This is a genomic window from Mesorhizobium sp. M1403 (assembly GCF_040317695.1).
Taxonomy (GTDB): domain Bacteria; phylum Pseudomonadota; class Alphaproteobacteria; order Rhizobiales; family Rhizobiaceae; genus Mesorhizobium.
Genome location: NZ_JAMYKY010000015.1, coordinates 105,489 through 127,582, shown reverse-complemented (window position 1 = coordinate 127,582; position 22,094 = coordinate 105,489). Strand labels below are relative to the sequence as shown.

Below are 22,094 nucleotides of genomic sequence, written 5' to 3'. Positions count from 1 at the left end.
GCTCGCAGAACTACCTCGCGGTGCCTATCGCCGGCAAATCCTTGGCGAAATCTTCCATGTCGGCCCAAGGGTCGCCTGACGTCGCCAGAAGGCCCGGCAGCGAGGAATAATTCAGATCCTGCGGAGCATCGATGGATTCCAGATCGCTCCAGCTGACCGGCGTCGAGGCCGGCAAATTGGTGCGGGCGCGCAGTGAATAGGGAGCCGCCGAGGTGTGGCCGCGCGCATTGCGGTGAAAATCGATGAAGATGCGCCGCTTGCGGTTGTCCTTGCCCATGGTGGTGGTGAAAGTGTCGGGCGCGGTGGCGGCAAGATGCGTGGAGATGGCGCTGGTCGCCTGGTGCAGTTTCTTCCAGTTCTGCTTTTGCGTCACCGGCACGGTGATGTGGATGCCGTGCCCCCCGGAGGTCTTGGCGAACGGCACCAGCCCTAGCGCTTCCAGCTCGCCCTTAATGTGCACCGCCGCCTCAACCACCTCGCGCCAGGCGATCCCTTCGCCCGGGTCGAGGTCGAAAACGATCAGGTCCGGCTTGTCGAGCCGCGTGCGATGGGTGCCCCAAGTGTGGAACTCGACGACGCCGAACTGCGCCAGAGCCAGATAGCCCTTGGCGTCTTCCACCGAGAGATAGGATTTGGTCTCGCCCTCCGAATTCGTCGCCTCGAAGGTCGCCACCGAGGACGGCATGCCGGTGAAGGCGTGGCGCTGGAAGAAACAGTCCTGCGGCTTGCCGGTCGGGCAGCGCACCAGCGAGACCGGCCGGCCGAGAATGTGCGGCAGCATGAAATCGCCGACCAGCGCGTAATAGACGGCGATGTCGAGCTTGGTCGGGCCGGTCTTGCCGAACAGCCGCCGCGTCGGGTTGGTCACCCAGATTGTGGCGAGGTCGGCCTCGGCGATCAGCCGCTTGCGCTTGGCCGAAACCGGTGTCGACAGGCCGACGTCACGCAGGCCGCGGAACACGGCATGGCGCAGCGCATTGTCGGTGGTCCGGTTGGCGTAATGGATATGCGCCGAAAGCAGCGGCCGCACCCAGTTCATCTCGCGCATGATCTCGCGCGGAACGCCCTCGGGCGCGGATGCACCGGCCCGCAACGGCTCCAGCCGCGCCAGCAATTCGCCTGCGGTCGCGGCATCGAAGCCGGTGCCGACCTTGCCGCGATAGTGCAGCTCGCCGTCTTCGAATTCGCCGAGGCCAAGTGCAGCGAGTCCCTCGGCCGCGTCGGAGACGGTGTAGCCAGCGATGACAAAGTCGCCGGTCTGGAGCGCCTTGGTCTTGGTCCAGGTTTTGGTGCGGCCGCTCTGGTAGATCGCCGTGGCGCGTTTCGACACCACACCCTCCAGCCCCATCTCGGATGCCTGGTCATAGAGCGCCTGGCCGTCGCCTTCGACATGATCGCTGAGCTGGATGGCGGAGTTGGCGCCGAGACCGGACAGAAGTTGCGAAAGCAGCGCCTTGCGCCGCCGAAGCGGCGCTTTTGTCAGGTCCCAGCCGTCGAGATAGACGAGGTCGAAAGCGTAGAAGTGGAGCTTGTTGCCGGCGCCTTCGGCCAGCGCGTCCTGCAGAAGGGCAAAGCGGCTGATGCCCTTGGCGTCGAGCGCGACGACCTCGCCGTCGATGATCGCCTCCCGGCACGGCAGCCTGGCGAAGGCAAGCGGCAGGTCGCCATAGCGCTTCGTCCAGTCGAGGCCGGCGCGGGTGATCAGCCTGACCGCACCGTCGGCCAGGTGCGCCATGGTGCGGTAGCCGTCGAACTTGATCTCGTGCAGCCATTCCTCCCCAGTATCCTCACCGTCCGGCGGCTTGGCCACGGAGGTCGCCAGCTGCGGCTCGATCCGGGAAGGCGGGGGCGCCTTGACGGCGCCCGGCAAAGCGCCGGGTTTCAGCACCACCGGCTTGGCAGGTTTGGCGGCAGGCTTCGGCGGTGCCACCAGTTCCTCAATACGACGGCCGGATTTGACGCTTTCCGGCCGGGCTTCCAGTATGTCGAGCGTGGCATCGGCGGCGAGATCGCGCTCCTTGAACAGCAGCCAGTTCTTCTTGCCCTCATCCTCGCCGGGCTTCGGTTTCAGCCGCGTCAGCATCCAGCCGCCATTGAGCTTCTCGCCGGCGAGCCGGAACTTGAAGGAGCCGGTGCGCAGGCTCTTTTCGACATCGTCCATCGGCGCCCAGACGCCGGTGTCCCAGACGATCATCGGTCCGCCGCCATATTCGCCTTCGGGAATGACGCCCTCGAAATCGATATATTCGAGCGGATGGTCCTCGGTCTCGACCGCCAGCCTTTTGTCGGCCGGGTTCAGCGACGGGCCGCGCGGCACCGCCCAGCTCTTCAGCACGTCGCCGACCTGCAGGCGCAAATCATAGTGATCGGCGGTGGCGTGGTGCTTGTGGACGACGAAGCGGTTGCCTTCACCGGCAGCCAGGCCACCGGCCGGTTCCGGCGTCCTCGTGAACTCGCGCTTGGCGCGATAGGCCTTGAGCTTCGAAGGAGCTGGCATGGACTAGGCGTAGGTGGTGGGCAAAAGCAACGAGCGCAGCATCAAAATCCCATCGCAGCGGCGCTCCAATGTCACGGCATGGATCCCAGGGTCTCCGCGACGTCGCTTCGCTCCTGCTCCGCCCTGGGATGACGAAGGATGGGAGGTCACGCCGCTCAATCGTCGGTGGCCGGCGTCAATTCGAGCTCGGCCGGCGACAGGCCCTGCTGCAGCTGGCTGAGCCGGAATTCGTCGACCCAATAGGCCTCGCCGTCGACCAGCACCCGCGCACTGTAGCCGCCGGCGGAAAAACGCTGCGCGGTGATGTAGACCTTGTGGCGGTCGAGCGCCTTGCGCACCGCGGCGCGCTTGGATTTCTGGCTGGTGACGGAACTGGCCATGCTGGTTACTCACGCACAAGCCGCCAAGCGGCATGCCTTAAGGATGGCCGAGAGCGGGTCGGCTGTCAATTTGGCGACCGCTGCGAACCTCGCGCGGTGGCGTCGCCCGCTCTGTGGAAACCGAGCCGGCGCGCTATATTGAACGTGGCGGCTTGGAACGCGATGCTGACCTGGAGAACTTCACATGACATTGACGACACGCAAACTCGGCGGCCAGGGGCTGCAGGTTTCCATGATCGGCCTCGGCTGCATGGGCATGAGCCAGTCCTACGGCCCGCCCGACGAGGCGGAATCGACCGCCACGCTGCACCGCGCCATCGAACTCGGCTGCACCTTCCTCGACACTGCGGAAGTCTATGGGCCGCACGCTAACGAGGAACTGCTCGGCCGCGCGCTGAAGGGCCGGCGCGATGAGGTGACGATCGCGACGAAATTCGGCTTTCGCATCGAAAACGGCAAGCAAGTCGGCACCGAGCGCGACAGCCGGCCGGAGCATATCCGCGAGGCTGTCGAAGGTTCGCTGAGGAGGCTAGCCAGCGACCACGTCGACCTCCTCTATCAGCACCGCGTCGATCCGGCGGTACCGATCGAGGAGGTGGCGGGTGCTGTCGGCGAGCTGATTGCTCAGGGCAAGGTCCGCTTCTTCGGCCTCTCGGAGGCCGGCGCCGCCAATATCCGCCGGGCGCATGCCGTGCATCCGGTGTCGGCAGTGCAGAGCGAATACTCGCTGTGGGAGCGCAATCTCGAGCCGGAAATCATTCCGCTGCTGAAGGAGCTCGGCATCGGCCTGGTGCCGTTCTCGCCGCTCGGCCGCGGTTTTCTCACCGGCGATGTCAGGCGCGCCGAAGACTATCCAGAGGGCGATTACCGGCGCGGCGATCCGCGCTACCAGGGCGCCAACTATGACGCCAACATGCAGGCGGCAGCCATGGTACTCGACATCGCCGCGGCCAAGCGCGTCAAGCCTGGCCAGATCGCGCTGGCCTGGCTGCTCCACAAGGGGAGCGACTTCGGCATCGACATCGTGCCGATCCCCGGCACCAAGCGCAGAAAATACCTCGAGGAGAACGTCGCCGCGGCTTCGATCAAGCTGGACGCCGCCGAGATGCAGGTGCTCGACGACGCGCTGGCGCCGGGCAAGGTCGCCGGTCCGCGCTACGGCGAGCGCACCATGGTGATGATCGATCGGTAAGCGAAAGATCTTCCCTTCACCCCTTGTGGGAAAGAGCAAGTCCCACCCGTTCTTGCGCAAAGCTCCGGCCTTGGCTAGCATCCGCCGGCAGGCACCGAGCGGAGGAGAACGTCGCGGTGGACCGGCTGGAGCGCCGTTGCGTCCCTTCAAAGCGAGTTGGGCGCTCAAAGGACACTCCATTTTTGAATCGACGCAAGGAACCTTCCGGAAAACTTATTCCGGTTTCGGGGTCGTGCGCTCATCTGGGAGGAGACTAAATTGATCAACAGACGTGAATTTCTGCTGTCGTCCGTGGCGATGGGCACATTGGCGCTGGCCGCTCCGCAACTGGCCTTCGCCCAGGACAAGTTGACCATCCTGGGTTCGGTGCCGAACCTCGGCTTTCCGTTCTTCGTGCACATGCTGAACCAGATCAAGGCGGAAGCTGCGGCGCAAGGCGTCAACCTGGTCGAGAGCGACGGCCAGAACTCGGCGCCCAAGCAGACCGCCGACATCGAGGCGGCGCTCGTGCAGAAGGTCAACGCCATCGTCATCTCGCCGCTTGACGTCAACGCGCTGGCCCCGGCCATCGAAGAAGCGGTGAAGGCCGGCGTTCCCGTCGTCACCATTGATCGCCGCGTTGACGGCGTCGAGGGCATCCTCGCCCATGTCGGCGCCGATAACGTCAAGGGCGGCGAGGCCGAAGCGCAGGCCATGGTGGCGGCGTTCCCGAACGGCGCCAAGGTCTTCCATTTGCAGGGCCAGCCCGGCGCCGGGCCGGCGATCGACCGTAACAAGGGCGTGCACAATGTCCTCGATCCCCTGAAGGACAAGTACCAGATCATCTTCGAGCAGACCGCCAACTTCGGCCGCGCCGAGGCGCTCTCCGTCACCGAGGCCGGCCTTGCCGCCAACGGCAAGCCCGACGCGATCATCTGCGCCAATGACGACATGGCGCTCGGCGCGGTTGAAGCCTGCGCGGCGCGCAACTTCACCGACGTCAAGATCTACGGCTTCGACGCGCTTCCCGAAGCACTGGTCGCCGTGCGCGACGGCAAGCTGGCCGGCACGGTCGAGCAGTTCCCCGGTGAGCAGTCGCGCACCGCCGTGCAGATCGCGGTCGCCTACGCCAGGGACAAGACCGAGCCGAAGGAAAAGCTGGTGCTTTTGACGCCGATCGTCATCGGCAAGGACAATCTCGACAAGGCGGAGAGGCTGGGCGAGACGAAGTAGGGCCAATTGGCGAGGCCGGCGGGACAGCACCCCCCTCTGGCCTGCCGGCCATCTCCCCCTCAAGGGGGGAGATTGGATGTCACGCCGGCTTTCGCTAATTTTCGACCTTGCAGAAGAAGCGAGGCCAACGAGGCTGCCAATCTCCCCACTTGAGGGGGAGATGGCCGGCAGGCCAGAGGGGGGTGCTGTCCCGCCAGCCTTGCGTGACAACCGAATGATCGAGGAGCAAACTTTGCCCAAGGCAGCCGCTATTGTGCCCTCTCCCGCCCTGCTCACCGTCGAGGGCGTGACCAAGCACTTCGCCGGCGTCACCGCGCTGAGTGACGTTTCGCTCGAAGTCCGCCCCGGCGAGATCCTCGGCCTGCTCGGCGAGAACGGTGCCGGCAAGTCGACGCTGCTCAAGATTCTCTCCGGCGTGATGCCGCCGACCAGCGGCCGCATCGTCTTCGACGGGATCGAATTCAGCCCGCACAATCCGCAGGACGCCAAACGGCTCGGCATCGTCACCATCTACCAGGAACTGAGCCTGATCCCGACGCTGACCGTGGCGGAAAACATCTTCATCGGCTGTGCGCCGCTCGGCCGGTTCGGGCTGGTCAGCTGGCGAAAGATGGTGGAAGACTCACGCGCGATCATCGCCCGCGTCGGCCTCGACCTCGACCCGGCGACGCCGGTTTCCGCATTGTCCGTGGCCGAGCAGCAGCTGGTCGAGATCGCCCGCGCGCTGTCGCTGAAGAGCCGTCTCATCATCATGGACGAGCCGACCTCGGCGCTGACCGAAACCGAAGTGCAGAAGCTGATGGCGATCATGGGCCGGCTGCGCCGGGACGGCGTCGCCATCATGTTCGTCACCCACCGGCTGGAGGAGGCATCGGCAATCTGCGACCGTATGACGGTGCTGCGCGACGGCAGGCTGGCCGGCCATCTCGACCGCGAAGGTGGGCCGATCAAACTGCCGAAGATCATCGAGAAGATGGTCGGCCGCGCCGCTTCCGAGCTCTATGCGAGGCCGACGCAGCGCGATGTCGCCGGCGACGTCCGGCTCTCGGTGCGCGGCCTGCGCACGGTGCGCGATCCGCAGGCGCCGCACGCCATCGTGCTCGAAGGCGTCGATCTCGACCTCAAGGCGGGCGAAATCCTCGGCGTCGCCGGGCTCGTCGGTTCCGGCCGCACCGAGCTCGCCCGCGCCATCTTCGGCGCCGACCGCATTGCCGCCGGCACCATCAGGCTCGATGGCAGGCCGATCGCGCCGGCCTCACCCGCCGATGCCATCGAGCTCGGCATCGGCCTGGTGCCGGAAGACCGCAAGCACCAGGCGATCTTCGCCGCACTCGGCATTCTCACCAATTTCTCGATCGCCGCGCTCGACCGCTACTCCAATGTCGGTTTCATGGCCGAGCGGCGCGAGCGAGAAGCGCTGGCGAACTACAGGAAGATGCTGTCGATCCGCATGGCCTCGCCCGAGCAGGCGATCGAGGGACTGTCCGGTGGCAATCAGCAGAAGGTCATCCTTGCCCGCTGGCTGGCACGCGATCCCAAGGTGCTGATCGTCGATGAACCGACGCGCGGCGTCGACGTCGGCGCCAAGGCGGAGGTTCATCAGATCCTGGTAGAGCTCGCCGCGCGCGGCATCGCCATCATGATGATCTCGTCCGAGCTGCCCGAAGTGCTTGCCGTGTCGGACAGGATCGTCACCATGCGGCGCGGGCGCATCACCGGCGAGATGCCTGGCATCGAGGCGACCGAGGAGAAACTGATGGAACTGATGGCGCTCGACCAGAAGCAGGAAGCCCAGAATCAGGAAGCAACGCAATGACCAGCACGACCGAACGGAGCCAGCGCGGCGGCGTCAATCTTGCGCGCCTGCTGATGAGCTTCGGCCCGCTGATGTTCCTGGCGGTGCTGATCGTCGTCTTCACCGTGCTGAAGCCGAGCTTCATCGACCCGATCAACCTGTTCAACATCATGCGCCAGATCTCGATCACCGGCCTGATCGCGCTAGGCATGACCTTCGTTATCCTCACCGCCGGCATCGACCTGTCGGTCGGCTCGCTGCTCGCCTTCTGCGGCATGGTCGCGGCGGTGGTGGCCAAGGGCGGCACCGCCAACACGCTGTCGCTGTCGACAACGGGCACGCTGGGCTATGGCTGGTTCGCCGCCCTTCTCGCCGCCGTCGTCGTCGGCGCCGTGGCCGGCGGTGTCCAGGGCTTTGCCATCACCAGGCTGAAAGTACCGCCCTTCGTCGTCACGCTCGGCGGCCTCACCGTGTTTCGCGGCCTAACGCTGACGATCTCCAATGGCGGCCCGATCTCCGGCTTCGACGCCTCGATGCGCTGGTTCGGTACCGGCCTGATCGGCCCGGTGCCGGTGCCGGCGATCATCTTCGCGATTGCCGCAATCCTGTGCCACATCGTGCTGCGCTACACGCGCTACGGTCGCGCCGTCTACGCCGTCGGCGGCAATGCCGAGGCCGCGCGGCTCTCCGGCCTGCGGGTCGACCGCATCCTGATCTCGGTCTACATCATCGTCGGCTTCTTCGCCGGCCTTGCCGCCTTCGTCTTGTCGGCGCGGCTCAACTCCTCCGAAGCCGTCGCCGGCATCGGCTACGAGCTGACGGTGATCTCGGCGGTCGTCATCGGCGGCACCTCGCTGTTCGGCGGCATCGGCAGCGTCGGCGGCACGGTGGTCGGTGCAGGGCTGATCGGCGTCCTGCAGAACGGGCTGCAATTCAACAACGTCTCGTCATACACGCAAAGCATCGTCATCGGCCTGATCCTCATCCTCGCCGTCGCCTTCGACCGCTGGCTGAAATCGCGGGTAAGGCGGTGATGGCGGGGGCGACGATTTTCGCTGCAAGGCAGCAAGAGGTTGGCGAAAGCGCTGGCAACAGCCAATCTCCCCCCTTGCGGGGGAGATGTCCGGCAGGACAGAGGGGGGTGGGAAGGATCGCCAACGTCTCAATGTAAGCCGCTTCCAAGCCCATTCCAGCAGGAGGATTAGACTGCAAATGGCTGACAAGCTGGCGGGACAGCACCCCCCTCTGCCCTGCCGGGCATCTCCCCCGCAAGGGGGGAGATCGGCCGTCACCCATGACTTCGCCAATCACGAAGACAGGAGCGCCTAGTGGGGCACGATCTCGTTCCGTCACGCCAGCGCAAGAATGCAAAATCCATGCGTCGCGCGATGACCGACGCCGAGCTGAAACTGTGGAATGAGCTTCGCGCGCATCGGCTCATGGATTTGAGCTTTCGCCGGCAGGTGCCGATTGGACCCTACATTGTGGATTTTGCCTGCCCGACGCACGGCCTCATCGTCGAGGTCGATGGCAGCCAGCACGCCGACGTTGAGCACACCGAGCGGGATAGGATACGCAGCGCCTATTTGGAGAGCAGCGGCTGGACTATCCTGCGCTTCTGGAACGACGACGTCATTCGCGATATCGACAATGTCTGCCAGCACATAGTCATGACGGCCGGCGCGGATGTGCGCTGAACTCGGCCGTGCAGGATCGGCGGGACAGCACCTCTCTGTCCTGCCGAACATCTCCGCTCAAAAGGGGCAGGTTTCTGAGGCGAGGTGCCAATGACCCAAATAAGAACCATGACCGAACAGGACGTGCCCTCGGTATCGCGGCTGCTGGGCCAATCCTGGCGCCACACCTATTCGCCAATCCTGGGTGCCGAGACCACGGCACGGCTGTCGGATGAGAAGCACGCGCCGGAGCGGCTAGTGACCGAGCTCGGGGACGACAGCAAGATGTGGTTCGTGGCCGAGCGGGCGGACGGCTCGCTCGCCGGCTACGCGATGGCCGCGATGGGCAACAAGGGCGATGTCATGCTCGAGCGGCTCCATATCGACAAAAGCGAGTACGGCACCGGGCTGGCGGCCGATCTTTTGCACGCGGTTCTTGCAGCGCATGCGGGGATTCCCAGCATCGCGCTGGAGGTGATCGAGGGCAACGACCGGGCAATCGCCTTTTATCGCAAGCACGGTTTCGAAGTGGTCGAGCGCCGGCCGGCTGCACACGGGGTGGGCGGCCACGCCTCGCTGATTATGCGCCGGTTGCTACCGATGGCTTAGAGCGCTGTCGGCGAAGCTGCCAATTTCCCCACTAAAGCAGGCAATCGCGCATCCGCGCCGCGATCATTTACGCTCCTTCCTTGCCGGCTCCCACGCGTTGAGCCGACAGAAACATCAGCGTGTAGGCAGCCTTGCGGCGGTCCCAGCCGGCCGACTCGGCCATATCCAGCAGGCCGTCGACCAAAGGCGCCAGCGCCGCCCTGCAATCGGTTTCATAGTTGAAATCGTTCTTCGGGCGGGTCGGCGCCGCGATCTTCCCAAAACTGTCCGTCATATCCATGGCAACACCTGCTCAGCATTCGACCCGAACCGGCAAGCCCGTGCCCGCGTTGGCGGACACGGCCCATCTGCCGTTTCGAAATCTCGCTTTGAAAGCCTGATCTTAGAAGTCCATGCCGCCACCGCCGGGCATCGGAGGCATGGGCGTTTCCTTCTTCGGCTTCTCGGCCACCATCGCCTCGGTCGTCACCAGCAGGCCGGCAACAGAGGCGGCACCCTGCAGCGCAGTGCGAACGACCTTGGCCGGATCGATGACGCCCTGCCCGTACAGGTCGCCGAACTCGTTGGTCTGGGCGTTCCAGCCATAGCCGAAGTCGGTCGTCTCGCGCAGCTTGCCGACGATGATCGAACCTTCCGCACCGGCGTTCTCGGCGATCTGGCGCACCGGCGCTTCGATGGCGCGACGCACGATGTCGACACCGGTCTTCTGATCGGGATTGTCGACGACAACGTTATCGAGCGCCTTCGCCGCCCTCAGCAGCGCCACGCCGCCGCCGGGCAGGATACCCTCCTCGACCGCCGCGCGTGTGGCATGCATGGCGTCGTCGACGCGATCCTTGCGCTCCTTGACCTCGATCTCGGTCGAGCCTCCGACGCGGATGACGGCGACACCGCCAGCGAGCTTGGCCAACCGCTCCTGCAGCTTCTCGCGGTCGTAGTCGGAGGTGGTTTCCTCGATCTGCGCCTTGATTTGGCTGATGCGCGCCTGGATTTCATCCTTGCGGCCGGCACCGTCGACGATGGTGGTGTTCTCCTTCTCGATCAGCACCTTCTTGGCGCGGCCGAGCATCTCCAGCGTGACGTTCTCGAGCTTGATGCCGAGGTCTTCCGAGATCGCCGTGCCGCCGGTCAGGATGGCGATGTCTTCGAGCATGGCCTTACGGCGGTCACCGAAGCCCGGCGCCTTGACGGCCGCAACCTTCAGGCCGCCGCGCAATTTGTTGACGACCAGCGTCGCCAGCGCCTCGCCTTCGACGTCCTCGGCGATGATCAACAGCGGCTTGCCGGATTGCACGGCGGCTTCGAGCACAGGAAGCATGGCCTGCAGGTTGGACAGCTTCTTCTCGTGGATCAGCACATAGGGTTCTTCGAGTTCGACGCGCATCTTATCCTGGTTGGTGATGAAATAGGGCGAGAGGTAGCCACGGTCGAACTGCATGCCTTCGACCACTTCCAACTCAGTCTCAGCGGTCTTGGCTTCCTCGACAGTGATGACACCCTCATTGCCAACCCTTTCCATCGCCTCTGCGAGGAAGCGGCCGATCTCGGCATCGCCATTGGCAGAGATGGCGGCGACCTGGGCGATCTCGTCGTTCCTGGTCACCTTGCGGGCATTGGATTTCAGGTCGGCGACGACGGCGTCGACCGCCTTGTCGATGCCGCGCTTCAAATCCATCGGGTTCATGCCGGCAGCGACCGCCTTGGCCCCTTCCCTGACGATGGCCTGAGCAAGAATCGTCGCGGTCGTGGTGCCATCGCCTGCGGTGTCGCTGGTCTTCGAGGCGACCTCGCGCACCATCTGCGCGCCCATGTTCTCGAACTTGTCCTCGAGCTCGATTTCTTTGGCGACAGTCACGCCGTCCTTGGTGATGCGCGGCGCGCCGAACGACTTATCGAAGACGACATTGCGGCCCTTTGGACCGAGCGTTACCTTCACCGCATTGGCGAGAATATCGACGCCGCGCAGCATTTTCTCGCGGGCTTCGGTATGAAATTTCACATCTTTGGCAGCCATTGGATCACTCCTTCGAATAGGCAGCTTTTCGTTGACTGGAATGCTTGTTCAGGCCCCGCTCAGGCAGCCCTCTTCATCTCGCCGGCGCCCTCGATAACGCCCAGCACGTCGCTCTCTTTCATGATGAGCAGATCCTCGCCATTGAGCTTGATCTCGGTGCCGGACCATTTGCCAAACAGGATGCGGTCGCCGACCTTGACATCGAGCGGCTGCAATTGGCCGCTGTCGTCGCGCGCACCGGGGCCGGCGGCAATGACCTCGCCCTCCTGCGGCTTCTCCTTGGCGGTGTCGGGGATGATGATGCCGCCGGCGGTCTTCTCGTCGACCTCGATACGGCGGACCAGGATACGGTCGTGCAATGGACGGAACGTCATGTCGTTCTCCTCTCGGGACAAACAGATTTTCGAAGATCCTCCTCACCGGACCGGCAATATCGGCCCGGCACGGGGTGCGCGACCCCTTCATCAGGCATCGCGTGCATACGAACTAGTCGCGCTTTTTTCTGCTTTCAAGAGGGTCACGCAAAAATTTTAGCACTCGACCAATGAGAGTGCCAATGTACTGTAATTGCTTGCACATTCGTCGCTCTCCCGACGCGACTGGAACCTATGTGGAACAAGAGGCGTTTTCGCGGACGGAGATTTCAACGGAAGGAAGATTGCATGACCAGCAGGGACTTTCAGCTCCAGATGCAAGGGTTTGGCCTCACCACGGCGGAGATCCATTACCGCCTACCCGATCATCGAAGCCTGCTGCAGCTCTATATCTGGCAGGAATACGATATCGCCCCTGATTTCCCGACGCTGAAGCATTTCCTTGATTTCTGGGAGCGCGAGATCGAAGGCCCGTTGCATTCGGTGCGCGTCGCCCATCATCACCTGATCCAGCCCTCCGAATGGCGGGCCGTAAACGGCATCATCACCGTCCACTGAAGAGCAAGCCGATCAGCCGCTAGTGGTCAGAATCTGACACTTGGTATCCGGTTGGGCGGTCGGTTCAGGGGTTCAAGGCGGTTAGCAAATCCTGTGTGGAGCGCGGAGCAACGCGACTTCGCGACGGAGTGGCGGAGCTAACCGAAGCGGATCGTGTCCGGAACGGGTCTTCGGCTTACGCGTTGCAACATGGAGGCGACGGCGGGCGTGCCTCACGACGCGCGGTTGCGTCCCATCCACTTGTTGCCGCGATTGGACATGCGAAGCGCGCCGAAGTCATCGCAGAAACGCCCATACATTCGTCATGTCCGCGGCGATGGCAGTGCTGGCACGACGTCGATCCAAAGGAAAGTAGATGAGTGCGTTCTCTCTTTCATCGGACGGGAAACTTGCGATAACGGCGAGCCAGACGTCGTCCAAAAATGACTTCGACTATTTGGTGGGCAACTGGAACATCAGGAACCGTACGTTGAAGGAACCGCTGGCCGGCAGCGACGAGTGGGAGGAATTCGACGCGACCCAAGAGTTCCGCCAAATCCCGGTGGGTTTGGGCAACTTCGACATTTTTCGTACGGAGTTGGGAGGAAAGCCGTTCGAGGGCCTCACCGTGCGATTGTTCGATCCAAAGACGCGTCTCTGGACGATCTACTGGGCCGACAGCAACGCGGGCAAACTCGACGACGGAAAGGTGGGCTCGTTCAATGGCGACGAAGGCGAATTCTTCGGCCGTGAGGTTGTGGCCGGCAAGGACGTTATCGTGAAATTCCACTGGGATAAGCGCAACCCGCAAACCCCGATTTACAGCCGTGCGTTCTCCGCTGATGCAGGCAGAACGTGGGAATGGAATTGGTACTCGAACTTTTCACGACGGTGACTGACTGAGTTGGCCCAAGCAAAATCCCGCTCCTTCGCGTGTAGCCAAGGGAAATCCCGAGCCGGACTCTTATGTCAGTGGGTACAAGTCAGGTGGGTACCACTAGACAGCGGACAAAGTCTCCGGAGTGGGGGAAAGGCAGCTGCCTCTCCCCACTTGTTTTGGATCTCACAATATCGGAGGGGTCCGGACTAGCCGGCGTGGTCGACAGGCTTGCGGGCCGATGCGAGCAACCCGGCCTTGCGCGCCGCCCTGGCGAAGGCCTTGCGCGCATCACGCGCGGTGTGCCAACCGTCGAGCGCGTCCCGGCAGGTCCGATAGGCAGCGCGCCAACTCCGGCCGCGTGCACGGTCCGGCCACTGCTGGCGCATGCATTCGATGGCTTCCCAACTGCTGGCGACCTTGCGCTCGCTGGATTGGAATTTCAACGTGATCGGCTCGGCAAAGCGGACGTCGTCCATCACTTCCTCCGTGTCTTGTGATCGTCTTCTTGTTTGAGCAGCAACGTCATGCTGGCGGGCACCGGCGGCCGGCCGGCGCCGCTGAAGGACATGGTTCGTCTCTCTGCGCGGTTCAAGAGCATCGCGGAAATGGCCGGTTATTCCTCCTCGTCCGGCCCTTGCAGCAGTTCGATCAGCATCGCTACTCTTGCCGTCGGCAGCGGTCGGCCCTCGTTCACCAGCGCCTCGTCGGCGGCGATCCAGGCCAGGGCCTCACGCAATTCTTGGACCGTCCCGTCTGTCGCCGCAATGTCGGCGATAACGGCGTCGTCGACCGGGCCCACCACAGAAATGATCTCGTCGCGTGTCATGGTCAGCTCCATCTGCGATTGCCGGGAACGGAGCCCCGGCAACAGAGGAATCTGGGTCTTGACCTGCGGCAGACAATAACCCGCCAGGGAACTCGGCGTTGGCGATTGAAGCCAGCTGGCAAACAGGCAATCTCCTGCCGGACATCTCGCCGCAAATAGGGAGATTGGCAGCCTCGCCGAACCGACCGAAAAACCGGCAACGCGAAAGCCGCCGGGTCTTGACTTGCGGCGGACAATAACCAGATCGATGGCACCGGTCGCCGAAATGGGGCCGGCGAAACCAGGGAGCGCCAGCTCTTTGGCGCTCCTCGTATCTATGTTGCTCGATGGAGGATGTAGCTATGAGAACCGCATTCGACTTTTCCCCGCTCTATCGGTCGAGCATCGGCTTCGACCGCGTCTTCAACCTGCTGGAAAATGCCCCGCAGGCTTTCGACGCGTGGCCGCCCTATGACATCGCGCGCAGCGGCGAGAACAACTACCGCGTCACCATCGCCGTCGCTGGCTTTTCCGAGGACGACCTCGAAATCACCCATGAACCCAACCTCCTGATTGTCTCCGGCCAGCACAAGGAGCCGGATAACGCGGAGTATCTGCATCATGGCCTCGCCGCACGGCCCTTTACCCGCCGTTTCGAGCTTGCTGATCACGTCAAGGTCGCGGGCGCCACGCTCGACAACGGCCTGCTCAGCATCGATCTGGTACGTGAGGTGCCCGAGGAGATGAAGCCTCGGCGCATCGCCATCGCGACCGATGTCGCCTCGCCGAAGACCGGGCCGAAGGTCGCGCAAGACGAAGCAAACAAGCAGGCTGCCTGAATGCACCAGTCGAGAAAGGAGACTATGCAATGGCTATTCGTGATCTCATTCCTTGGGGCCGGGAGAACAATCAGGCCCCCAGCCTGTTCCGCGACGGCGATCGCGATCCCTTCCTGACGCTGCATCGCGAGATGAACCGCTTGTTCGACGAGGCGTTCCGCGGCTTCGACACGCGGCTGCCGTCGCTCGGTGGCTTCTCCGCTGCCCGCGCCAGCTGGCCCAGTGTCGAAATCTCCGATGGCGAAAAGGAGATCCGCGTCACCGCCGAGATCCCCGGCATGGACGAGAAGGACATCGAGCTGCTGCTCGATGACGGCGTACTGACGCTGCGCGGCGAGAAGCGTGAAGAGACCGAGGACAAGGACAGGCAGTTCTCCGAACGCTTCTATGGCCGTTTCGAGCGGCGTATCCCGCTCGGCTACGAAGTCGACGAAGGCAAGGTGAACGCCGCGTTCCGGAACGGAGTGCTCAGCGTCACGCTGCCGATCACGGCGCGCGCCCAGGCCAAGGCCAAGCGTATCGCCATCAACGACGGCAACGGCAAGTCCTGATGGCTCGCATCAGGACGACGACCCTCCCTTCTGCCCTGCCGGTTCCGGCGGGCAGAGGGGGCAACTGTCGATGACCCGTTCTCCCGACGCTCCGGTTCCGCCTGACCAGGCGCAGCAAGCCCTGCAGTGCCTGACGACCGAGCATTTCGTGCTGCAAAATGCTCGCGCCGCGACCATTCAGGAAGCGAACCAGCGAGCCGATCTGTTCCTGACCTCGGTCTCGAGCGCAACCATTGCCTTGTCCTTCGTCGCGCAGGTCACGGAGATGGGCAGGCCGTTCGTGCTGTTCAGCCTGATCTTGCTGCCTTGCCTTTTCTTCATCGGCCTGGTCACCTTCGTGCGCGCGGTGCAGGTTGCCATCGAGGACATGGTGCATGCCCGCGGCATGGCCAGGATCCGCCACTATTTCGTCGAGCTGACGCCCGTCCTGCAAAGATACCTTGTCAATTCCACCCATGACGATCCCTCGGCGGTGCTGGTCGACAAGGGCCTCAGGCCCTCACCGCTGCAATATTTCATGACCACCGCGGGGATGGTGGGCACGATCAATGGCGCCATCGCCGGCGTCTTCACCGGCATCGTTGTAAAGTCCGCGTTTGGCGGGGGCATGACGCTCGGCGTGATTTGCGGGCTGCTGGTCTTCGCCGCATGCATTCTCATCCTGCGGCGTTACCACAGTCGCGCCTGGGCGGCGGCCGAACAAAGCTTGCCCGCACTGTTCCCGGGCGACAATGTCAACAGCGAAAGCTAGCGCCGACACATCCGGATGTCGAAAAGTGGCAGGGCGACGCCCTTGCGTCTTGCGCGCCAATTGACCATCCTCGCCAACATTATTTGCACCGCGGCCGGGGGGTTCGCATATGCCGACGCTTTATGCGCTGAAACCGGCCTTTCAGGCCAGGTTGCGGCCGCTTGCCGACGGACTGGCCAGGGCCGGCGTCACCGCCAACCAGATCACGCTGCTGGCCGCTGCCCTCTCGCTCTTCACCGGCCTTGTGGTGGCAGCCCTTGCCGGCCACCGCATGGTCTTTCTGCTGATGCCGCTCGTGCTGTTTACGCGAATGGCGCTGAATGCCATCGACGGCATGCTGGCAAGGGAACATGGCCAGGCCTCGAAGCTCGGCATGTATCTCAACGAGCTCTGCGATGTTGTCTCCGATCTCGCTTTGATCCTGGCCTTTGCCGTCATTTTTCCTGCCTGGGGCGTCGTTGCATTCGCTATCGCGGCGGTGATTGCGGAATTCGCCGGCGTGCTCGGCATCGCGGCCGGAGCGGGGCGCAACTATGCCGGCCCCTTCGGCAAAAGCGATCGGGCGCTGGCGCTTGGCATCCTCGCGGTGCTTATCGCGTCCGGCCTGTGGGTCCCGGCGCTCACGCCGCTCGTGTTTCCGGCCATGGCTACACTCTCGCTGGTGACCGCCATCAACCGGATACGCGGCGGCCTTAACGGGAACGGCAGCTGAATTCCGGTCTCGCCAGGGAGAACAACATGCTTCACCAACAGACGGTTGCCGCCGTGGCTCCAGCCAACGTCGAGCGGGTGGCGCAGGAGCGCAGCTTCAAGAGCCATGACGGCACCGAGATCTTTTATCGCTATTGGCCGGCGCTGTCGGAACATCGCAAGGGTGCCATCCTGCTGTTCCATCGCGGCCACGAGCATGGCGGCCGCATGGCGCATCTGGTCGACGAGCTCCAGATGCCCGACCACGCCTTCTATGCCTGGGACGCGCGTGGCAATGGCCGCTCCGCCGGCGAGCGCGGCTATGCGCCGTCGTTTGCCGCGCTGGTGCGCGACATCGATTGCTTCGTGCGCGAGATCGGCAGTGACGGCTTTGCCCGGCGCGATATAGCGTTGATCGCGCAATCCTTCGGCGCCGTGCTTGCCGCCGCCTGGGTGCACGACTATGCGCCTGACATTCGCGCCCTGGTGCTGGCCTCGCCGGCCTTCTCGGTCAAGCTCTACGTGCCCTTCGCCAAGCAAGGCATTGCGTTGTGGCAGAAGCTGAAGGGCCGTTTCTTCGTCAATTCCTACGTCAAGGCGAAATTCCTGACGCATGATCCCGAGCGCATCGCCTCCTTCGACGCCGACCCACTGATCACCCGGCCGATCGCCTCCAACATCCTGGTCGAACTCTACGACCACGCAGCGCGCATCGTCGCCGATGCCCGCGCCATCACCGTGCCGACACAGCTTCTGATCTCCGGCAGCGACTGGGTGGTGCGGCATGGACCGCAGCACGAGTTTTTCGTCAATCTGGCGAGCCCGGCCAAGGAGCGGCATGTGCTGCCCGGCTTCTTCCACGACACTTTGGGCGAGCGCGACCGCCACAAGGCACTCGACCTGATCAGGCCTTTCCTCGAAAAGCAGTTCGCGGCGCCGGAAAAGCCGCTCGACCTGACCGGGGCCGACCGCGCCGGCTACACACGCGACGAGGCCGACCGGCTGGCCTCGCCGCTGCCGCTACTGTCACCCAAAGGTCTCTACTGGGCAATGAGCCGCGCCTCGATCCGCATGGGCGCATGGCTGTCGTCCGGCATGAAGACCGGGATTGCCACCGGCTTCGATTCCGGCTCGACGCTCGACTATGTCTACGAGAACGATGCGCGGGGCATCGGCCCCGGCGGCCGCATGATCGACCGCACCTTTCTCGATGCTATTGGCTGGCGCGGCATCCGCCAGCGCAAGCTGCATCTGGAAGAGCTGATCGGCAGTGCCGCTGAGACGCTGAAGGCCGCCGGCCGGCCGGTCCATATCGTCGATATCGCCGCTGGCCATGGCCGCTACGTGCTCGATGCTGTGCAGAAATGCGCCGAGCCGCCGGCCAGCGTGCGGCTGCAGGATTTCTCCGAGCTCAACATCTCGCTCGGCCGCAAGCTGATCGCCGAGCGCAAGCTGCCGGCGAGCGTCTCGTTCCATCAAGGTGACGCCTTCGACGCCACGATGCTGGCCGGCCTCGACCCGGCGCCGAATCTCGCCATCGTCTCGGGGCTCTACGAATTGTTTTCCGACAATGCCATGATCGCCCGCTCGCTCGGTGGACTGGCCGGCGCCATGCAGCCCGGAAGCCTGCTCGTCTACACCAACCAGCCCTGGCATCCGCAGCTCGAGATGATCGCGCGCAGCCTGACCTCGCATCGCGGCGGCCAGGCCTGGGTGATGCGCCGGCGCACGCAGGCCGAGATGGACCAGCTGGTGGCGGGCGCCGGATTCGAGAAGCTCGACCAGCGCATCGACCAGTGGGGCATCTTCACCGTTTCGATCGCCCGGCGCGTCTGAGCATGGACTTGCCTGCCTCTGCCTTGCCTCGCGATGCCCCTGCCCTTCCGGCCTTGCCGCGCGAGCCGTATCCCGGGATAGTCCTGCGCGCCGCGCTGTGGCTGGCATTTCTGGCGCCGTTCTTCTACTCCACCTACGGCTTCGCCAACTGGCTGGCGTCGCGGCGCGACGATGTCGGCAGCATCGTCTTCGGCTGGGAGCATGGCATCCCGTTCCTTGCCTGGACGATCGTGCCCTACTGGTCGATCAATCTATTCTACGGCCTGTCGCTGCTGTTGAACAATTCGAAGAACGGCGTCGACCGCCTCGCCGGCCGCTATCTGACGGCGCAGATCATCGCCGTCGCCTGCTTTATCCTGTTCCCGCTGACGGCGACCTTCGTGCGTCCGCAGACAAGCGGCCTGCCCGGTTTCATGTTCGCCGTGCTCGGCGGCTTCGACAAGCCCTTCAACCAGGCGCCGTCGCTGCACATCGCACTACTGGTCATCATCTGGGACCATTGGCGTCACAGGTTGACCGGCATCGCCGGCGCCGCCTGGCATGTCTGGTGTTTCCTGATCGGTGCCTCGGTGCTGACGACGTGGCAGCACCATTTCATCGACATTCCGACCGGCGCGCTGCTCGGCCTTTTCGCTCTGTGGCTGTTTCCGCGCGACGGCGAGCTGCCATTCGACGGCTTCCGCCTGAGCGTTGACCCGAAAGCGCGGCGGCTGGCGCTGTTCTATGCGCTCGGCGCAAGCCTTGCGCTGGCCAGTGCCGCTGCCGGCGCGTTGGTCTCGGCGCTGTGGCTCATCCTGTTGTGGCCGGCACTGGCGCTGGCCATCGTCGCTTTCGCCTATGCCGGCGCCGGCGCCAAAGTGTTCCAGAAAACAGCTGATGGCCGCGTGTCGCTGGCCAGCCGTCTCCTGCTTTGGCCCTACCGCCTTGTTGCCAGGGTCAATGTGTGGGCGTGGACGCGAAAGCTTCCAGCGCAGATCGTCATCGCCGACGGTGTTTGCCTCGGCCGTTTTCCGACCGCCGCCGAGGCCGACGCCTTCGGCACGGTGGTCGATCTTGCCGGCGAATTGGAAAGGCCGCGTGGCGCCTCGATCCGCTGGGTGAGCCTGCCCATGGTCGACCTTTTGCCGCCGTCTCGCGAGGCGCGTGCGCAAGCGGTGGCGGCGATCGAGACGGCGCGGGGCCAGGGCACGGTGCTGGTCTGCTGTGCGCTTGGCTTCCAGCGCAGCGCCGCCGTCGTCGCCGAATGGCTGGTCGCCAGCGGCCGGGCCGACACGCCGGCTCAGGCGCGAGGCAAGCTCGCCGCCGCGGGCCGGCCGGTGCATCTTGGCGTGGACGCACCGGCATGACCGCCTTTCGAGATAGGGCCGAGACGTTCGCCGCCGGGCTGATGGTGCAGGTGGCATGGCCGCTGCTGCTGGTTGCCGCTGCCTTGCTGGCGGCGCCGGTCGTCGGCCTGGCGGCAGTGCCGCAAACATCGTCGCTGTCGGCGGTAGCCTGGCTGATCGCCGCAGCGGGTGCCATAGCCACAATCATTCTCTCGGCCCTGCTTTTGTTCGACGCGCTGCTGTTCCGGCTGATGGCCAGCCACGCCAGCGAGGCAGGCGGCGGTGCCGCGGTCGACGATGTGCTGGCGCGCATGCGGCTGAAACCCACGGCGGCCGGCGGCCGCTCGCTCGACCAGCGGATAGCCGGCACGCGCCGCCTGCTTGCCAAGCAGCGTATCACGTTCGGCCTGTTCGCGGCGGCCTCGGTCGTCGCGGCATTCTTTTGAGCCCGTACATGACAAAGCTTCGTGTCAGCACCTATACCTTGCTGCAGACGGTGACCTCGGTCGGCCTGTCGGCGCTGGCCTGGGCGGTCACCGGCGTGCGGCCGATCTGGAACGGCAGCCAGCCATCGGACCGGCAGCGCATCTACTTCGCCAACCATGCCAGCCACGGCGATTTCATCCTGCTGTCGGCCTGCCTCAGCGAGAAGGAACGCGCCAGTACCCATGCGGTGGCCGCCGCCGATTATTGGGGCAAGACGCGGCTGCGCCGTTTCATTGCCGAGGACATGCTGTCTTCCGTGCTGATCCACCGGCAGTGGACGGATGAAACGCAGCACCCGATCTCGATCATGCTGTCAGTGCTCGATCAGGGCCATTCGCTGATCCTGTTTCCCGAAGGCACGCGCAACATGACCGACGAACCGCTGCTGCCGTTCCGCTCCGGCCTCTACAATCTGTCGATGGCGCGGCCCGATGTCGAACTCATCCCGTGCTGGATTGAGAACATGTCGCGGGTGCTGCCCAAGGGGCAATTCGTGCCGGTGCCGCTGCTTTGCCGTGTCGTCTTCGGCGCGCCGATCGCTATTCAACCGGGTGAGGAACGCCGCGCCTTTCTCGACCGTGCCCGCGAAACGCTGCTGGCGCTGAACCCCCGGCCGCAACGAGACGATTGAGGACCAAGGCAAAATGCTGCCGATGATGCACGAAACCCTCATTCTGATTGTCGGCCTACTGGCGGTGCTGATCAGCGCCAGCGTCGTCGCCGGCGTCTTGTCATGGCGCGCGCCAAAACCGTTGTCGCCGACGCTGGTCAACCTCACCCAGCGCATCAATGCCTGGTGGGTGATGGTGGTGGCGATCACCGTTGCCTTCTTCTTCGGCCGCCCCGGCATGACCATCCTGTTCGCGCTGATTTCCTTCGCCGCTCTGCGCGAATTCGTGACGCTGACACACAGCCGCCGCAGCGACCACTGGGTGCTGCTCGGCATGTTCGGCATCGTCATCCCGTTCCAGTACTGGTTGGTGTGGACCGCCTGGTACGGGCTCTTCACCATCTTCATCCCGGTCTACTGCTTCCTGCTGATGCCGGCGGTCACCGCGCTGCACGGCGACACCGAGCGCTTTCTCGAGCGCGTCTCGGCGCAGCAATGGGCGGTCATGATTTCGGTCTACTGCGTCAGCCACGTGCCGGCGCTGCTGACGCTCGAGGTGCCCGGTTTCGAAGGCCGCAACCTGTTGCTGATCGCTTTCCTGATTATCACCGTGCAAGGCAGCGACGTGCTGCAATATATCTTCGGCAAGCTGTTCGGCCTGCATCTCCTGGCGCCGACGGTCTCGCCGTCGAAGACCTGGGAGGGACTGGTCGGCGGGCTGGCGGCATCGAGCCTGCTCGGCGCGCTGCTGTCGTTCCTGACGCCGTTTTCGCCGCTGCAGGCGGCCGGCGTCGCCTTCATCGCCTGCCTGATGGGCTTCCTCGGCGGGCTGGTCGCCTCCGCCATCAAGCGCGATCAGGGCGTCAAGGACTGGGGCCATCTGATCGAAGGCCATGGCGGCATGATGGACCGTGCCGACAGCCTGGTCTTCGCCGCCCCGGTGTTTTTTCATACCGTGCGGTATTTCTGGACGTGAGGGGCGATTCAGCTGCAAGCGGGGTGCCCGACACGGCTGATCGCATTCGGCACTTAAAG

General features: G+C 64.2%; 24 protein-coding genes. 17 read left to right on the top strand and 7 right to left on the bottom strand.

Translation table 11 applies throughout. The features are described from left to right. Nucleotides 1-10: 10 nt before the first annotated feature. Nucleotides 11-2,497, bottom strand: coding sequence for a DNA ligase D (ligD, locus tag NKH01_RS22655; RefSeq protein ID WP_353022495.1), 2,487 nt, complete (start codon nt 2,495-2,497; stop codon nt 11-13). Between the two features lie 155 nt (nt 2,498-2,652). Further along, entirely contained in the window at nt 2,653-2,877 is a 225-nt protein-coding gene (locus NKH01_RS22650; protein WP_023718112.1) for a hypothetical protein, read from the bottom strand. Between the two features lie 184 nt (nt 2,878-3,061). On the opposite strand from NKH01_RS22650, the gene NKH01_RS22645 reads away from it, so the two are divergent. The 6 genes from NKH01_RS22645 to NKH01_RS22620 all read left to right on the top strand — a co-directional run bounded on the left by NKH01_RS22645 (nt 3,062) and on the right by NKH01_RS22620 (nt 9,361). After that, nucleotides 3,062-4,069, top strand: a complete 1,008-nt coding sequence (locus NKH01_RS22645) for an aldo/keto reductase (RefSeq protein WP_353022493.1) — start codon at nt 3,062-3,064, stop codon at nt 4,067-4,069. 261 nt (nt 4,070-4,330) lie between these two features. Continuing rightward, the gene (locus NKH01_RS22640; RefSeq protein ID WP_353022545.1) at nt 4,331-5,281 is read left to right on the top strand and encodes a substrate-binding domain-containing protein; all 951 of its coding nucleotides are present in this window, start codon (nt 4,331-4,333) and stop codon (nt 5,279-5,281) included. A 232-nt stretch (nt 5,282-5,513) separates the two neighbouring features. Beyond that, nucleotides 5,514-7,097, top strand: coding sequence for a sugar ABC transporter ATP-binding protein (locus tag NKH01_RS22635; RefSeq protein WP_353022491.1), 1,584 nt, complete (start codon nt 5,514-5,516; stop codon nt 7,095-7,097). Beyond that, on the top strand, nt 7,094-8,110 hold the full coding sequence (locus tag NKH01_RS22630) for an ABC transporter permease (RefSeq protein ID WP_023718108.1): 1,017 nt from the start codon (nt 7,094-7,096) through the stop codon (nt 8,108-8,110). Before NKH01_RS22635 ends, NKH01_RS22630 begins: the two co-directional genes overlap by 4 nt. Nucleotides 8,111-8,404: 294 nt before the next feature. Beyond that, nucleotides 8,405-8,773 carry an endonuclease domain-containing protein gene (locus NKH01_RS22625; RefSeq protein WP_023718107.1) on the top strand — a complete coding sequence of 123 codons (369 nt, stop codon included), beginning with the start codon at nt 8,405-8,407 and terminating at the stop codon, nt 8,771-8,773. Nucleotides 8,774-8,881: 108 nt separating this feature from the next. After that, nucleotides 8,882-9,361, top strand: a complete 480-nt coding sequence (locus NKH01_RS22620) for a GNAT family N-acetyltransferase (protein ID WP_023718106.1) — start codon at nt 8,882-8,884, stop codon at nt 9,359-9,361. 67 nt (nt 9,362-9,428) lie between these two features. Here NKH01_RS22620 and NKH01_RS22615 read toward each other — a convergent pair whose 3' ends face one another. From NKH01_RS22615 to NKH01_RS22605, 3 genes are all read right to left on the bottom strand, one after another. Then, entirely contained in the window at nt 9,429-9,641 is a 213-nt protein-coding gene (locus NKH01_RS22615; RefSeq protein ID WP_023718105.1) for a hypothetical protein, read from the bottom strand. Between the two features lie 102 nt (nt 9,642-9,743). After that, complete coding sequence (gene groL / locus NKH01_RS22610) at nt 9,744-11,375, bottom strand: chaperonin GroEL (protein WP_023718104.1); 1,632 nt, start codon at nt 11,373-11,375, stop codon at nt 9,744-9,746. A gap of 59 nt (nt 11,376-11,434) precedes the next feature. Further along, entirely contained in the window at nt 11,435-11,749 is a 315-nt protein-coding gene (locus tag NKH01_RS22605) for a co-chaperone GroES (RefSeq protein WP_023718103.1), read from the bottom strand. Nucleotides 11,750-12,037: 288 nt separating this feature from the next. On the opposite strand from NKH01_RS22605, the gene NKH01_RS22600 reads away from it, so the two are divergent. Then, entirely contained in the window at nt 12,038-12,307 is a 270-nt protein-coding gene (locus NKH01_RS22600; RefSeq protein ID WP_023718102.1) for an usg protein, read from the top strand. A 355-nt stretch (nt 12,308-12,662) separates the two neighbouring features. Continuing rightward, on the top strand, nt 12,663-13,181 hold the full coding sequence (locus tag NKH01_RS22595) for a hypothetical protein (RefSeq protein WP_353022487.1): 519 nt from the start codon (nt 12,663-12,665) through the stop codon (nt 13,179-13,181). A 191-nt stretch (nt 13,182-13,372) separates the two neighbouring features. On the opposite strand, the gene NKH01_RS22590 is transcribed toward NKH01_RS22595, so the two are convergent. Both NKH01_RS22590 and NKH01_RS22585 read right to left on the bottom strand, forming a co-directional pair. Continuing rightward, complete coding sequence (locus tag NKH01_RS22590) at nt 13,373-13,642, bottom strand: DUF982 domain-containing protein (protein WP_023718100.1); 270 nt, start codon at nt 13,640-13,642, stop codon at nt 13,373-13,375. A gap of 137 nt (nt 13,643-13,779) precedes the next feature. Beyond that, nucleotides 13,780-13,992, bottom strand: coding sequence for a hypothetical protein (locus NKH01_RS22585; RefSeq protein WP_245278542.1), 213 nt, complete (start codon nt 13,990-13,992; stop codon nt 13,780-13,782). 341 nt (nt 13,993-14,333) lie between these two features. Here NKH01_RS22585 and NKH01_RS22580 point away from each other — a divergent pair, with 341 nt between their 5' ends. The 9 genes from NKH01_RS22580 (at nt 14,334) to NKH01_RS22540 (ending at nt 22,035) form a co-directional block, all read left to right on the top strand. After that, on the top strand, nt 14,334-14,810 hold the full coding sequence (locus NKH01_RS22580; protein ID WP_023718098.1) for an Hsp20 family protein: 477 nt from the start codon (nt 14,334-14,336) through the stop codon (nt 14,808-14,810). Nucleotides 14,811-14,839: 29 nt separating this feature from the next. Continuing rightward, the gene (locus NKH01_RS22575; protein ID WP_353022484.1) at nt 14,840-15,361 is read left to right on the top strand and encodes an Hsp20/alpha crystallin family protein; all 522 of its coding nucleotides are present in this window, start codon (nt 14,840-14,842) and stop codon (nt 15,359-15,361) included. Between the two features lie 70 nt (nt 15,362-15,431). Further along, nucleotides 15,432-16,112, top strand: a complete 681-nt coding sequence (locus tag NKH01_RS22570) for a hypothetical protein (protein ID WP_036244507.1) — start codon at nt 15,432-15,434, stop codon at nt 16,110-16,112. Nucleotides 16,113-16,221: 109 nt separating this feature from the next. Continuing rightward, nucleotides 16,222-16,824, top strand: coding sequence for a CDP-alcohol phosphatidyltransferase family protein (locus tag NKH01_RS22565; RefSeq protein WP_023718096.1), 603 nt, complete (start codon nt 16,222-16,224; stop codon nt 16,822-16,824). Between the two features lie 26 nt (nt 16,825-16,850). Continuing rightward, nucleotides 16,851-18,638, top strand: a complete 1,788-nt coding sequence (locus NKH01_RS22560; protein WP_353022481.1) for a bifunctional alpha/beta hydrolase/class I SAM-dependent methyltransferase — start codon at nt 16,851-16,853, stop codon at nt 18,636-18,638. A gap of 2 nt (nt 18,639-18,640) precedes the next feature. Then, a complete protein-coding gene (locus tag NKH01_RS22555) occupies nt 18,641-19,984 on the top strand; it encodes a phosphatase PAP2/dual specificity phosphatase family protein (RefSeq protein ID WP_352481644.1) in 1,344 nt (447 codons plus the stop codon). After that, on the top strand, nt 19,981-20,409 hold the full coding sequence (locus NKH01_RS22550; RefSeq protein WP_031195380.1) for a hypothetical protein: 429 nt from the start codon (nt 19,981-19,983) through the stop codon (nt 20,407-20,409). The genes NKH01_RS22555 and NKH01_RS22550 overlap by 4 nt, the downstream gene beginning before the upstream one ends. An 8-nt stretch (nt 20,410-20,417) precedes the next feature. Further along, nucleotides 20,418-21,080: a lysophospholipid acyltransferase family protein gene (locus NKH01_RS22545; RefSeq protein WP_352481645.1), complete on the top strand. Its 663-nt coding sequence runs from the start codon at nt 20,418-20,420 to the stop codon at nt 21,078-21,080. 22 nt (nt 21,081-21,102) lie between these two features. Then, a complete protein-coding gene (locus NKH01_RS22540) occupies nt 21,103-22,035 on the top strand; it encodes a phosphatidate cytidylyltransferase (protein ID WP_353022543.1) in 933 nt (310 codons plus the stop codon). Nucleotides 22,036-22,094: the final 59 nt, after the last annotated feature.